Source organism: Stenotrophomonas sp. 22LJNL06-5-1, assembly GCF_056861455.1.
In genome coordinates, this window is sequence record NZ_JBSPUE010000001.1 from 80,738 (window position 1) to 94,253 (window position 13,516).

A 13,516-nucleotide genomic window follows, 5' to 3' on the forward strand; every position below is an offset into this window, starting at 1 on the left:
GGGCGATGGTTTCAGCCGACACCGATGCCAACGGAATTTTTCGGGCCGCCCGCTAGGCTGCGCCACCGGTCCCTGCATGGATGCTTTGCCGATGACTGCAGTCGCGCTGTCGTGGTCCGATTCGCCGAAGCTGCCGCGCATGGCGGCATGGCTGGTGGTGCTGCTGGTGCATGGGTTGATGGCAGTGTGGCTGCTGGGCAGTGGCAGGATGGCGCTGCGTGGCGAAGAAGCTGCCAGGATTTCATTGCGCTGGTTACCGCCGGAGCAACCCGCGGCGGTTCAACCACACCCGGCGCTGCCCTCTGCATCGGCGACGCGACCAGCGGCATCGACAGCGCCACGCCCGACCTTGGCTGCACCCACGGATGCCATTGCGCCCGCGTCCGAGGAACCGCCTGCAACAGCGCCACTGATGCTGGACCTGCCTGCGGGCAGCATCGATGGCGGTGACGGCATCAGCGCAGCGGGCGTGGCGCCGCGCCTGATCGGTCGGCGCGAGGTCCATCCTGCGTTCGGGCCTCGCCGCAATTACTTCCGGATCCGTCGGCAGATGAGCCCCGAGCAGATCGTGCATGGCGTGGCGCAACTGCTGGGTTTGTGGCCACCGGGGTACATCGTCGACCCCTGCGAACTGGGCAAGCAGAATATGGAGTATTTCCAGAACGCGGTCGAAGAAGCCGACCGCGACATGCTGCGCGCGGCAGTGCTGCAGGTGAGTGCCCGCTGCCGGTAGCGGGCACGCCTTTGTAGAGTCGAGCCATGCTCGACTGCTCTTCCCGAGTGCAGCCGAGCATGGCTCGGCTCTACAGAAGAACGAACGGCAGTCGAGCATGGCTCGACTCTACAAAGAGCGAACAGCCGTCCAGCAATCGCGTCGTTACAACTGGATCCAGGTAGCCTTGATCTCGCTGTACTTGTCGAACGCATGCAGTGACTTGTCCCGCCCATTGCCGGACTGCTTGTAACCACCAAACGGTGCGGTCATGTCACCACCGTCCCAGCCGTTCACCCAGACGCTGCCGGCGCGCAACTGTCGCGCGACCCGATGCGCGCGGCCGAGATCGCGCGTCCACAGACCCGCAGCCAGGCCGTAGCGGCTGTCATTGGCCAGGCGCACGGCTTCGGCCTCGTCGTCGAAGCCGAGCACGGCCAGCACCGGCCCGAACACTTCCTCGCGTGCCAAGGCCTGCTCCGGGCGCACCTGGTCGAACACCGTCGGCTGCACATAGCTGCCACCCGCCTCCACCTCGGCACGATGGCCACCCAGCAACAGGCGGGCACCCTCGGCTTCGGCGCGTGCGATGTCGCCCATCACCTTGTCCAGATGCGCGGCGTCCACCAGCGCGCCCATCGGCGCATCCGCCTCCAGCGGATGCTGCGGCTGCATATGCTGGCCATGGGCGATCACCTGATGCACGAAATCCTCGCGGATCGAGCGCTGGACCAGCAGCCGAGAGCCAGCAGTACAGACCTCGCCCTGATTGAAGAAGATGCCCTGTGCCACCGCCTTGGCGGCTGCGTCCAGATCGGGGGCGTCGGCGAACACCACATGCGGGCTCTTGCCACCGCATTCCAGCCAGACCCGCTTGAGGTTGGATCGCCCGGAATACTCCAGCAGCTTCGCGCCGGTGGCAGTGGAACCGGTGAAGGCCAGCACGTCCACGTCCATGTGCAGGGCCAGCGGTTCACCGACGCGCGCACCGTGGCCCGGCAGCACGTTCAGTACGCCCTCCGGCAGGCCCGCCTCGGCCGCCAGTGCGGCCAACCGCAGCGCACTCAGCGGTGACCGCTCGGAAGGCTTGAGCACCACCGAGTTGCCCATGGCCAATGCAGGCGCGATCTTCCAGCACGCCATCAACAGCGGGAAATTCCACGGCACGATGGCCGCCACCACGCCAGCGGCCTCGCGCGTGACCAGGCCAAGTTCGTGCGGGCCGGTGGGCGCGACCTCGCCGTACAGCTTGTCCACCGCTTCGGCGGTCCAGCTCAGGCAGCGCACCACACCGGGCAGGTCGATACGGCGCGCGTCACGCACCGGCTTGCCCATGTCCAGGGTTTCCAGCAGGGCCAGTTCATCGCCGTGCGCTTCCACCAATGCCGCCAGCGTCAGCAGCACGCGCTTGCGATGGGCCGGGCTCGCCTGCGACCAGTGGCCCGCCTCGAAGCTGCGCCGCGCAGCCCGTACCGCGCGCTCGACATCCTGCGCGTCGCAGTCGGCAACCGCGCCCAGCACGCGACCGTCGATCGGGCTGATGCAGTCGAAGCGGGCGCCGCTGGCGGCATCGACATAGCGGCCGTCAATGAAGGCCTGGCCCGGCATCGACAGCTGGAGGGCCAGCGCCTGCCAATGGCTGCGGTCGGGGAAATCGGCCATGGGAAGCTCCAACATTCAACGAGCCTTGGTTATACCGGGGCCGCCGCGACTCCGCCGTGACGCAGCTGCGCTACATTCATCGCATCGGATCCGATGGAGCTGGCATGAAGCGTCCCGAAAGCGACCTGCACGACCTGGCCACCCAGCGCCCCGAGTCACTGGACGCGTACTGGATGCCGTTCACCGCCAACCGCCAGTCCAAGGCCGCGCCGCGCATGCTGGTACGCGCCGAAGGCATGCACTACGAGGACGTCGACGGCCGCCAGATCCTCGACGGCACCGCCGGCCTGTGGTGCTGCAACGCCGGCCACGCCCGCCCACGCATCGTCGAGGCCATCGTCGAGCAGGCACGCACCCTCGACTATTCGCCGGCCTTCCAGATGGGCTCACCGCCGGCCTTCGCGCTGGCGCAGCGGCTGGCGGCACTGGCGCCAGGCCCGCTCAACCATGTGTTCTTCACCAGCTCCGGGTCCGAGGCGGTGGATACCGCGATGAAGATCGTGCTGGCCTACCACCGCCAGCGTGGCGAGGGCCAGCGCACCCGCTTCATCAGCCGCGAGAAGGCTTACCACGGGGTGGGCTTCGGCGGCATGGCGCTGGGCGGGCTGCCCAACAACCGCAAGCCGTTCGGCCTGCAGCTGGGTGGCGTGGACTACCTGCGGCACACCCTGGACCTGCCGCGCAATGCGTTCAGCAAGGGCCTGCCACGCCAGGGCGCGGAGCTGGCCGACGACCTGGAACGGCTGATCGCGCTGCACGACGCCTCCACCATCGCGGCGGTGTTCGTCGAACCCATTGCCGGTTCCGCAGGGGTCATCCTGCCCGCGCCCGGCTACCTGCAGCGCCTGCGCGAACTGTGCGACCAGCACGGCATCCTGCTGGTGTTCGATGAGGTCATCACCGGCTTCGGCCGGGTTGGCATGCCGTTCGCCGCGCAGCGCTTCGGGGTCACCCCGGACCTGCTGACGTTCGCCAAGGCGGTCAGCAACGGCGCGGTGCCATTGGGCGGCGTGCTGGCCAGCGACGCCGTGCACGCCGCGCTGATGCAGGCGCCACCGCAGGCCATCGAGCTGTTCCACGGCTACACCCATTCCGGCCATCCGTTGGCCTGCGCCGCAGCGCTGGCCACGCTGGACGTCTACGCCGAGGAACGCCTGTTCGAGCGTGCCATCGAGCTGGGCGAGTACTGGCAGGAACGGCTGCATGCGCTGCAGGGCCTGCCCAACGTGATCGACATCCGCAACTTCGGGCTGGTCGGCGCGGTCGAGCTGGCGCCGCGCCGCGACGCCCCCGGCAGCCGTGGCTACGAGGTGTTCCGGCGCTGCTTCCACGACGGCCGGCTGCTGGTGCGCTGTACCGGCGACATCATCGCGCTGTCGCCGCCGCTGATCGTGGACAAGGCACAGATCGACCAGATCACCGGCACCCTGGGCGAGATGATCCGGGCCACCGCCTGAGCCCGGGCCGGCGGTGGCGAGCGGGTACAATGGGCGGTTCCGCTCCTGCTCGCTGCCGTGCCCATGGATATCGTCGTCAAAGAAGAACTCAAGGCCTACATCGACCCGCTGACCGCGGACGAACATGACGCGCTGGAGCGCAGCATCCTGGCCGAAGGCTGCCGCGATGCGCTGGTGCTGTGGGGTGATGTGCTGGTCGATGGCCACAACCGTTTCGGCATCTGCCAGAAGCATGGCCTGACGTTCAATACCGTGCAGAACACCCGCTTCCAGAGCATGGAAGACGTGCACCTGTGGATGATCGAGCAGCACCTGGGCCGCCGCAGCGTGTCCGACTTCCAGCGCGGCGTACTGGCGCTGCGCAAGCGCGACATCCTGGCGGCCCGCAAGCAGGTCGAGCAGGCACAGCTGCAGCGCGAGAGCGACGGCACCGCCGACGTCGTCGAAGACGTGGGTGAGGACAGCCCGCCGTGGGAACCGGCACCGAAAATCAGCCGCGCCGAGCTGGCCCGCGAGGCCAAGCTGAGCACCAGCCAGGTCGGCATGATCGAGCGCATCCACGCCCAGGCCGCGGCCGAGGTGGTGGAAGCGGTGAAGGCCGGCGTGATTTCGATCAGCGCTGCCGCGGCCGTGGCCGACCTGCCGGAAGACGAGCAGCGCGCCGCTGCCGCCGGTGGCAAGGATGAGTTGAAGCAGGCCGCCAAGCGCGTGCGCGAGTCCAAGCGCAAGCCGCGCGCACCGAAGCCGGAAGCAGCCGAGATGGACTTCGAGGAAGCGGACGAAGTGCAGATCGCCAGCCGCGACGCCGAGGTGCTGTCGGCACTGGAGCAGCTGGGCGAGGATGCCCCGGCGCTGCGCCGCCGCGTGGTCGCGCTGACCCGCGAGAACGACACCCTGCGCGCGCAGTTGGCCGCGCTGCGCAAGCAGCTCGAAGCGCTCTGAACCAACGGGTAGTGCCGGCCGCTGGCCGGCAACCCCATGAACGTTCCGGGTGCGTTGAGGATGCCGGCCAGCGGCCGGCACTACCAGATGCTCATGCCGTGCCGGTTAGACTTCCGGCATGACGTCTGCCCACGATCCGCGCCGCGCACAGCTGCGGCGCCTCAAAGCCCTCGCGCTGGGCCTGCTGCTGTTGATGCTGGCCGGTTTCGCGGTCAGCCACTGGCAGGGCGAGCGCGGCATCTGGGCCTGGGTCTCGGCCTTCTGCGAAGCAGCGGCCGTAGGCGCACTGGCCGACTGGTTCGCGGTCGTCGCGCTGTTCCGGCGACCGATGGGCCTGCCGATCCCGCACACCGCGATCATTCCACGCAGCAAGGAACGCATCGGCGACAGCCTGGCGCTGTTCGTGCGCGACCAGTTTCTGGAGCCGGGTGTTTTGCTGGCCAAGCTGCAGGTGTTCGATCCGGCCAGCCGCCTCGGCAGCTGGCTGGCCGACCCGGCACGTTCGCGGATGCTGGCCGACATGGCCCGCGGCTGGGCCCTGCAGGCGCTGGATTTCTTCGACGAGACCGCCGTACGCCGTCAGCTGCATGCCTTCGTGGTGCAGCAGCTGCGGCAGTGGAATGCCGCCGCCACCGCCGGTGAACTGCTGGCCCTGCTGACCGCCGATGGGCGCCACCAGCGCGTGCTGGACGAGGGCCTGCAGCGGCTGGGGCGCTGGCTGGAACAACCGGAGGTGAAGGAACGCGCCTCGCAGTTGATCGTGCGCTATATCCAGCGCGAATGGCCGACGTTGTCGAGCACAGTGAACTGGGTCAAGCCGATCGACGAGATCGGCGACAGCCTGGCCGAGCGCCTGGCGCGGGCGGTGCTGGAAGAACTGCAGCAGGTGCTGGCAGAGCCGCAGCATCCGCTGCGCCAGGACTACGAGAGCTGGCTGCAGAACTACGTGCAGCGCCTGCGCGAGGACCCGGCCCTGGCCGAACGCATCGAACAGCTCAAGCAGGAAATGATCGACCACCCGGCCCTGCAGGACTACGTGCAGGGGCTGTGGGCGCGCATCCATGCCAGCCTGCGTGCCGACCTGCAGCGCGAGGATTCGGCGCTGGTCGGGCACCTGCAGCGCAGCCTCGCGTCACTGGGCAGCAGCCTGCAGGCCGACCCCGCCCTGCGCGACGCGCTGAACCAGCATCTGCTGGAGGGCGCCCAGCGTCTGACCGGCCGCCTGCGCGAAGGCGTGACCACGCACATCGCGCAGACCGTGAAGAGCTGGGACGAACGTCACTTGGTCGAGCAACTGGAACTGAGCGTGGGTCGCGACCTGCAGTTCATCCGCTTCAACGGCACCCTGGTAGGTGGCCTGATCGGCCTGCTGCTGCATGCGGCGACGGTGGTGTTCAGGTTCTAGGAACCCATCCGGCAGTTGATCCACGCCCTGCGTGGAAGGCCGAGTCCGTCACGCTTGATTAACGAAATGCGAATGCCTATCATTTGCCGATCGGTTGTACGCTTAGCCAAGCGGGGCACGGAAGCACGCACCTACCCGCCCCTTCGCCCGTGTACATCCCCCGACTACCGGGTCGCCCGCACCAAGCGGGTGGCGCACCGTCGATGGGACTCGCTGGGCGACGTGCGCGAAGCGCATGGCTGCTGTGTCTGCGCATTCCATCGCCTGTTTCGTCCTGCATGGAATCGCACCGATGGCAATGCCGTTGAACCACCCTCATCCCACTCTGCTGGCCCTGGCCGTGACCGCACTGATGATCGCCCCGCTGGCCCACGCCGACGGCACTGCCGATCCTTCCGCGCGCACGCTGGACACCGTGCAGGTCACCGCCGACGGCGATATCACCGACAGCTACACGGTCAAGCGCGCCAGCACCGCGACCAAGCTCGGCCTGTCGCTGCGTCACACGCCACAATCGATGACCGTGGTCACCCGCCAGCGCCTGGATGACATGGGCCTGTTCTCGCTGTCTGACGTGATGGGCCAGGTCACGGGCGTGGCGGTGTCGTTCACCGACAGCGAACGCATCAACTACGTCTCGCGCGGTTACAACATCACCAATTTCCAGGTTGATGGGATGCTCAACACCTTCGGTGGCTACATCAAGACCAACACCGACAGCGTGATCTACGACCGCATCGAGGTGGTGCGCGGTGCGACCGGCCTGACCACCGGCGCAGGCGATCCGTCCGGCACCATCAACTTCGTGCGCAAGCGCCCCACCGACAGTTTCCAGATGAGCGCCAACCTGACGCTTGGGCGCTGGGGCAACCGGCGCATGGAAGCTGACCTTGGTGGTCCGATCGCGCTGGACGGCCGTATCCGCGCGCGCGTGGTGGCTGCCAAGCAGCAGAGCGATTCGTTCCGCGATGTCTACAAGCTGGACAAGGATGTGTTCTACGGCATCGTCCAGGCTGACCTGACCGACAGCACGCTGCTGGAAGCCGGCTACGAGTACCAGTCGCCGCGCACCACGGGCGTGACCTGGGGCGTGGTGCCCTATTGGGGGGCCGACGGCCAGCCGGCCCACCTGCCGCGCTCGACCAATCTGTCCGCGCGCTGGAGCAGCTGGCCGATCATCGAAAAGAGCGCCTTCGCGCGCCTTGAACAACAGCTGGGCAACGGCTGGACCGCGAAGGCCGCCTATACCCGTTCCAAGCGCGAGACCAACGGCGCCGTGTGGTATGGCGCCTCCGGCTACCCGCGCGCCGATGGCAGCGGCATCAGCGCGTTCGTCGGCAGCTTCGGCGAGAACGGCGACATGCAGGTGTTCGACTTCAACGTCGGCGGCCCGTTCCAGCTGTTCGGCCGCGAGCACGAACTGGTGTTCGGGTTCGGCCAATCGGTGCGCAAGGGGGAAGTGCCCGCCACTGAAACGGCCGACTCCCCGGACGGCTATGAACGTGTTCCGGATTGGCGCAACTGGAACGGAGACGTCGCACCGCTTCAGGTCACCCGCCTGGGCTATCTGGCGTCGGAAGACGAACTGCGCCAGCGTGCGGCCTACCTGGCGACGCGCCTGCAACTGGCCGACCCGCTGACCGCCGTGCTCGGCGCACGCTATGGCAGTTGGGAAACCCGCACCTGGACCTACACCCATGACGCTGCCGCGCGCCTGACCGGAACCCGTCGCGGCGGCTACAAGCCGGACGACTCGTTCACCCCCTATGCCGGGTTCATCTACGACTTCAACCGCTATTTCAGCGGCTATGCCAGCTACACCGACATCTTCCAGCCGCAGGACTACCGGGACAAGGACAACAATTACCTGGAACCGGTGGTCGGTGACATGTGGGAAGCCGGTGTAAAGGCCGAGTTCTTCGATGGACTGCTCAACGCCTCCGCAGCAGTGTTCAAGGGCCAGAAGGACAACGTTGCCGAACTGGACGACTCCGTGCCTGAGAACTCGTTGCCCGGCGGGGCCAGCGCCTACCGCTCCACCGGCAAGGGCAACAAGGTCAAGGGCTGGGAGATCGAAGCTCAGGGCAGCCTCGGCGAGAACTGGAACCTGTCGGCCGGCTTCACCCATACCGTCAGCCGCAATGCGCTGGGCGTGCGCCAGAACACCACCACCCCGGTCGATCTGTTCCGGCTCAACGCCAGCTGGCGCCCAGCCTTTGCTGACGGCCGCTTCTGGCTGGGTGGCGGTGCCACCTGGCAGAGCGGCATCTGGAGCTTGAGCAACCGCCCAAGCGCGACCTTTGCGACCACCGGCAAGCGTGACCGCGTGGCGATCGAACAGGGTGACATCTACCTGCTCAACCTGTCCGGTGGCTATCGCTTCAACGAAAACTTCACCGCGCAGGTGAACGTGAACAATCTGCTGGACAAGAAGTACTACAACCGCGTCGGTTTCTATGACGGCGTGTTCTGGGGTGAGCCGCGCAATGTCACCGTGACGCTGCGCTGGAAGCTCTGAACCCGATGGATGGCGCTGGTTCTGCGACCAGCGCCCGGCCACGGATGGCCAACCCCGGCGCGCTGCGGTGCGCCGGTTCCTTTTCACTGAAACCTGCAGGAACGCCGTGGACCGCTCGCCCGCAACCGCCAGCCCCCGCACCTTCTTTTCCAACCCGCGCTGGGGCGTGCTGTCACGCTCGTTGGCTGCAATCTTCGGCGGCTACGCGCTGGCCGCAGTGACCAGCGTGTTCTGCGCAGTGGCACTGCCTGGCGCGCGCGGCCAGACCGTGCTGACCGGCATGCTGCTGGCGATTCTGGTGGCCGCCTGCGCGGCACTGTGGGCGTTCGCCACCCGCAGCGCGCTGCGTGCGTGGGTCGGCATTCTCGCTCCCACCCTGCTGATGGCAGCCATCGCGCGCATGCTGGGAGCCTGGGCATGAAGAACGGATTCCGCCAGTCGATGGCCTGGCTGCACACCTGGACCGGCCTGCTGGTCGGCTGGTTGCTGCTGCTGATTTTCATGGCCGGCACGGCCAGCTACTACCGCGAGGAAATCAGCCGCTGGATGCGCCCGGAGCTGCCGTCCAGCAACGTCAGCATCGACGTCGCCGCGCAGCGCGCGGTGGACTACCTGCAGGCCAACGCCGCGCAGGCCGAGAACTGGTTCGTCACCCTGCCGCAGCCGCGCAACCCGGCCATGCAGATGTTCTGGCGGCTGCCACCGGAGCTGGCCGACCCCAGCCGTGGCCGTCGTGGTGGTTTCGGCGATGCCACGCTGGACCCGAACACCGGCCAGGCACTGAAGGCGCGCGAAACGCGTGGCGGTGATTTCTTCTACCGCCTGCATTTCGACCTGCACTACATCCCGGTGCTGTGGGCACGCTATCTGGTCGGCTTCTGCGCGATGTTCATGCTGGTGGCGATCATCACCGGCGTCATCACCCACAAGAAAATCTTCAAGGACTTCTTCACCTTCCGCAAGGACAAGGGCCTGCGCTCCTGGCTCGATTTCCACAACGTCAGCGCGGTGATGGCCCTGCCCTACCACGCGATGATCACCTACACCGGCATCGTCACGCTGATGATCATGTACCTGCCGTGGGGCGTGAAGGTGGCCTACCCGCAGGACGAGGACAAGTTCTTCAGCGAAGCCTTCGGCGGCATGCCGGAGGTGACCGCGCCGGCCGAAGGCCGCGCCACGCCGCTGCCGATCGCGCAGCTGCTGGACAGCGCGCGTGCGCATTGGCACGGCGTGGAAGTGGCCGGCTTCACCGTGTCCAACCCGGGCGCTGCCAATGCAGTGATCGACATCCGCCAGCGCGACGGCAAGCGCCTGTCCACCGACACCCCGGCCGTGCGCTACGACATGGTCAACGGCACGCTGCTGGAAGAAACACCGCCTTCCGGTGGCGCCACCGCCACCCGCGGCGTGCTGTACGGCCTGCACCTGGCGCGTTTTGCCGATTGGGGCCTGCGTGCACTGTTCTTCCTGTCCGGCCTGGTCGGCTGCCTGATGGTCGCCAGCGGCGTGGTGCTGTGGGCAGTGAAGGAACGCCCCAAGCACGCCAAGAGCGGCCGTACCGGTTTCGGCCTGCGCCTGGTCGATGCGCTGAACATCGGCACCGTGGCTGGCCTGCCGATCGCCTTTGCCGCCTACTTCTGGGGCAACCGCCTGCTGCCGCTGGACATCGCCGAGCGCTCGAGTGCGGAAGCCAACGTGTTCTTCTACGCCTGGGGCGGCGCGCTGCTGGCCGCCTTCATCTGGCCGAAGCGGATGATGTGGGCATGGCAGCTGTACCTGGGCGCGGCTGCATTCGCGCTGGTGCCGGTGGTCAATGCACTGACCACGCACGCGCACCTGGGCATCACCCTGCGCAATGGTGACTGGGTGCTGGCCGGCTTCGATCTGTCGATGATCGCTTTCGGCGCGATGCTGGCGTTGTGCGGCTGGCGCATGCAGCGCTGGACGCCACCGCTGAGCGCGGCCGAGAAGAAGAAGCGTGCGGCGGCTGCGGCGGCGCCCAAGGCTGTGGCAGAACCCACCGAAGCGGAGGCCAGCGCATGATGCTGCTGGCGTTGACCCTGTCGTTCTCCGCGTTCACCGCGCTGTCGCTGGCGATGGAAAAGCACCAGCACGACCTGCACGGCAAGGCGGCAGCCACCCCGGCACGGCGCACGCAGTGGCGGGTGCTGGGCTGGGCCCTGCTGACGGTAGCGTTCTCGTTGTGCGTGGTCGACCACGGCTGGGCGATGGGCCCGGTGCTGTGGCTGGGCGTGATGACCGTGGGCGGCGTGGTGCTGTCGTTCGGACTGTACCCGTACCGACCGAAATGGATCGCGCCGCTGGCAGTCGCACTGCCCGTGGCCGGGCTGCTGGTGGCGTTGCTGTAACTGCCATCCACGCATGGCGTGGATCTACTGAACAACCCTCCACGCATGGCGTGGATCTACTGAACAACCCTCCACGCATTGCGTGGATGTGCCGACCGGATATGGGTAGTGCCGGCCGCTGGCCGGCATCCCATGAACCCTCTGCGCGTCTGACACCGTTGCCGGCCAGCGGCCGGCACTACCGGGCTTACCCCAACCGCTTCAGTTCCCACGCGCGGTGGATGCGCGCGTTGCGTTCGAAGTCCGGGCCGATGGTGCGTGCGGTGATCTCGCGGCACTGGGCGAATTCGGCGATGGCGTTCTCTTCCAGCTTGAAGCGGCGGAAGTTGTTGGAGAAATACAGCACGCCACCCGGCGCCAGCCGCGCCACGGCTGCACGCAGCAGCTTCAGCTGTTCGCGCTGCACGTCGAAGTCATCGGCGCGCGCGGAGTTGGAGAAGGTCGGCGGATCGCAGAAGATCACGTCGTACTGGCCGCGGTCGCCTTCCAGCCAGGCCATCGCATCGGCCTGCACCAGCAGGTGCTGGTTGCCGCCCTGCCCGTTCAATGCCAGGTTGTCGTAGCACCACTGCAGGTAGGTGGCCGACAGATCGACGCTGGTGGTGCTGGCGGCACCAGCCACCGCGGCCTGCACGCTGGCCACGCCGGTGTAGCAGAACAGGTTGAGGAAACGCTTGCCACGCGCCTGCTCGGCCATCATCCGGCGCAGCGGGCGGTGGTCGAGGAACAGGCCGGTGTCCAGGTAGTCGAACAGGTTCACCTGCAGCAGCGCGTTGTTCTCGCGCACCACGATGAATTCGTCACGCTGCTCGAAGCGGCCGTACTTGCTGCCGCCCTTGCCTCGCTCGCGCGACTTCATCGAGACCTGCTCCGGCGGCACGCCGAACACTTCACGCGCAGCCGCCAGCAGCTCGTTGCGGCGACGGCGCACGTCGTTCTCCGGAATGGCAGCCGGTGCGGCGTATTCCTGCACGTGCAGGAAGGTACGGCGCTTGCCGCCGTCCTCCTCGTAGACGTCGATGGCCGCCGCGAATTCCGGCAGATCGGCGTCATAGGCGCGGAAGCAGGTGATGTCTTCGCGGGCACGCCAGCTCTTGAACTTCTTCAGGTTCTTGCGCAGGCGGTTGGCCACCATCTGCGCACCTTCGCTCAGCTCGCGCGGCTGTGCCGGATCACGGCCCGGCACGGCAATCGGGTCGCAGACGATCAACGCGCATTCCAGCGCACCATTGAACATCTGGTACTTCTTGCCCGCGCGCAGGCCGGTGGCGAAAGCGAGTTCGTCGTTGCCGCACAGCAGGCTGGCACGCCACTGCGGCACGGCCTTCTGCAGGGCGTTGCCCAGTGCGCGGTACAGCGTCGGGTCGGCGGCCAGGCGTTCGTCGTACGGCGGGTTGCAGACCACCGCACCGATCTCCTGTTCAGGCGCGGCCAGGTCGGCCACATCGGCGCGGGTGAAGCGGATCGCATGAGCGACGCCCGCGACCTCGGCATTCTCGCGTGCCGCCTGGATCGCGGTCGGGTCGATGTCGCTGCCGTGGATGACCGGCTTCAGCGCGGCCAGGCCTGCGGCCTCACGGTCACGCGCTTCGCTCTGGATGGTCTTCCAGGCGGCCTTGTCGAAGCCCAGCCAGCGGCTCGGTGGCAGGCTGCCATGGCGCATCAGGCCGGGAGCAACGTCGGCGGCCATCAGCGCGCCTTCGATCAGCAGGGTGCCGCTGCCGCACATCGGGTCCAGCAGGCCACCACCGGCGGCGTGCAGGCGCGGCCACTGCGCGCGCAGCAGCAGCGCGGCAGCCAGGTTTTCCTTCAGCGGTGCCTCGTGGGCGGCCCCGCGCCAGCCACGGCGATGCAGCGGGCCGCCGCCAAGGTCGATCGACAGCGAAGCACGGCCCTTGCGTAGCGACAGGTTGACGCGCACGTCCGGCAGGTCGGTGTTGACCGAGGGGCGCTCCAGGCCTTCATCGCGCATGCGGTCGACGATGGCGTCCTTGATCCGCTGCGCGGCGAAGCGGGCATGGGTGATCTTGTCGCCGGACACATGTGCGTCCACCGCCAGGGTCATCTCCGGCTTGATGTGCTCATGCCACGGCAGCGCACGCACGCCGTCGTACAGAGCCTGCTCGTCCGGGCACTCGAACTCGTCGATCGGCCACAGCACGCGGCTGGCCAGGCGCGACCACATCACGATCCGCAGCGCCTGCTCCAGTTCGCCTTCGGCGTTGACGCCGGCAATGGTAGCAGTGGCCTTGCCAAGGCCCAGGGCCGACAGTTCATCGGCAAGCAGGTATTCCAGGCCCTTGGCGCAGGAGACGAAGAATTTCACGGGATCGGTTCGCAGGTGGTCGGGCGCGGCACAGGGGCCGGGCCAGTCGGAAAGGAGGGCCGTAGGCACGGCCGGCAGGCCCGCGCCGGGGGCGGCGGGGCTGCCATTGTAGTCAATGCGGG

At 67.5% G+C, this 13,516-nt stretch carries 10 protein-coding genes; 8 read left to right on the forward strand and 2 right to left on the reverse strand.

All coding sequences use genetic code 11. The features are described from left to right. The first annotated feature begins 91 nt into the window (after positions 1 to 91). The gene (locus tag AC13GF_RS00400; RefSeq protein ID WP_483002693.1) at positions 92 to 733 is read left to right on the forward strand and encodes a hypothetical protein; all 642 of its coding nucleotides are present in this window, start codon (positions 92 to 94) and stop codon (positions 731 to 733) included. A gap of 144 nt (positions 734 to 877) precedes the next feature. Here the strand turns inward: AC13GF_RS00400 and AC13GF_RS00405 are convergent, their stop codons facing one another. Beyond that, positions 878 to 2,374, reverse strand: a complete 1,497-nt coding sequence (locus AC13GF_RS00405) for an aldehyde dehydrogenase (protein ID WP_483002695.1) — start codon at positions 2,372 to 2,374, stop codon at positions 878 to 880. Between the two features lie 104 nt (positions 2,375 to 2,478). On the opposite strand from AC13GF_RS00405, the gene aptA reads away from it, so the two are divergent. The 7 genes from aptA (at position 2,479) to AC13GF_RS00440 (ending at position 11,068) form a co-directional block, all read left to right on the forward strand. Beyond that, complete coding sequence (gene aptA, locus AC13GF_RS00410; protein WP_483002696.1) at positions 2,479 to 3,831, forward strand: omega-aminotransferase AptA; 1,353 nt, start codon at positions 2,479 to 2,481, stop codon at positions 3,829 to 3,831. Between the two features lie 63 nt (positions 3,832 to 3,894). Further along, on the forward strand, positions 3,895 to 4,773 hold the full coding sequence (locus tag AC13GF_RS00415; RefSeq protein WP_483002697.1) for a ParB N-terminal domain-containing protein: 879 nt from the start codon (positions 3,895 to 3,897) through the stop codon (positions 4,771 to 4,773). A gap of 118 nt (positions 4,774 to 4,891) precedes the next feature. Further along, positions 4,892 to 6,178 carry a DUF445 domain-containing protein gene (locus AC13GF_RS00420; RefSeq protein ID WP_483002699.1) on the forward strand — a complete coding sequence of 429 codons (1,287 nt, stop codon included), beginning with the start codon at positions 4,892 to 4,894 and terminating at the stop codon, positions 6,176 to 6,178. A gap of 292 nt (positions 6,179 to 6,470) precedes the next feature. Then, entirely contained in the window at positions 6,471 to 8,696 is a 2,226-nt protein-coding gene (locus AC13GF_RS00425) for a TonB-dependent siderophore receptor (protein ID WP_483002701.1), read from the forward strand. A 106-nt stretch (positions 8,697 to 8,802) separates the two neighbouring features. Beyond that, positions 8,803 to 9,117, forward strand: coding sequence for a DUF3649 domain-containing protein (locus AC13GF_RS00430; RefSeq protein ID WP_046984951.1), 315 nt, complete (start codon positions 8,803 to 8,805; stop codon positions 9,115 to 9,117). Then, a complete protein-coding gene (locus AC13GF_RS00435) occupies positions 9,114 to 10,742 on the forward strand; it encodes a PepSY-associated TM helix domain-containing protein (protein WP_483002702.1) in 1,629 nt (542 codons plus the stop codon). The genes AC13GF_RS00430 and AC13GF_RS00435 overlap by 4 nt, the downstream gene beginning before the upstream one ends. Next, positions 10,739 to 11,068 carry a DUF3325 domain-containing protein gene (locus AC13GF_RS00440; protein WP_483002704.1) on the forward strand — a complete coding sequence of 110 codons (330 nt, stop codon included), beginning with the start codon at positions 10,739 to 10,741 and terminating at the stop codon, positions 11,066 to 11,068. The genes AC13GF_RS00435 and AC13GF_RS00440 overlap by 4 nt, the downstream gene beginning before the upstream one ends. A 187-nt stretch (positions 11,069 to 11,255) precedes the next feature. Here AC13GF_RS00440 and rlmKL read toward each other — a convergent pair whose 3' ends face one another. Then, positions 11,256 to 13,394, reverse strand: a complete 2,139-nt coding sequence (gene rlmKL, locus AC13GF_RS00445) for a bifunctional 23S rRNA (guanine(2069)-N(7))-methyltransferase RlmK/23S rRNA (guanine(2445)-N(2))-methyltransferase RlmL (RefSeq protein ID WP_483002705.1) — start codon at positions 13,392 to 13,394, stop codon at positions 11,256 to 11,258. Positions 13,395 to 13,516: the final 122 nt, after the last annotated feature.

Coding starts and splice junctions, on each gene's coding strand:
- AC13GF_RS00415 (WP_483002697.1), top strand. CDS start 3,895: ATGGATATCGTCGTCAAAGAAGAACTCAAGGCCTACATCGACCCGCTG.
- AC13GF_RS00440 (WP_483002704.1), top strand. CDS start 10,739: ATGATGCTGCTGGCGTTGACCCTGTCGTTCTCCGCGTTCACCGCGCTG.
- aptA (WP_483002696.1), top strand. CDS start 2,479: ATGAAGCGTCCCGAAAGCGACCTGCACGACCTGGCCACCCAGCGCCCC.
- AC13GF_RS00400 (WP_483002693.1), top strand. CDS start 92: ATGACTGCAGTCGCGCTGTCGTGGTCCGATTCGCCGAAGCTGCCGCGC.
- AC13GF_RS00435 (WP_483002702.1), top strand. CDS start 9,114: ATGAAGAACGGATTCCGCCAGTCGATGGCCTGGCTGCACACCTGGACC.
- AC13GF_RS00420 (WP_483002699.1), top strand. CDS start 4,892: ATGACGTCTGCCCACGATCCGCGCCGCGCACAGCTGCGGCGCCTCAAA.
- AC13GF_RS00425 (WP_483002701.1), top strand. CDS start 6,471: ATGGCAATGCCGTTGAACCACCCTCATCCCACTCTGCTGGCCCTGGCC.
- AC13GF_RS00405 (WP_483002695.1), bottom strand. CDS start 2,374: ATGGCCGATTTCCCCGACCGCAGCCATTGGCAGGCGCTGGCCCTCCAG.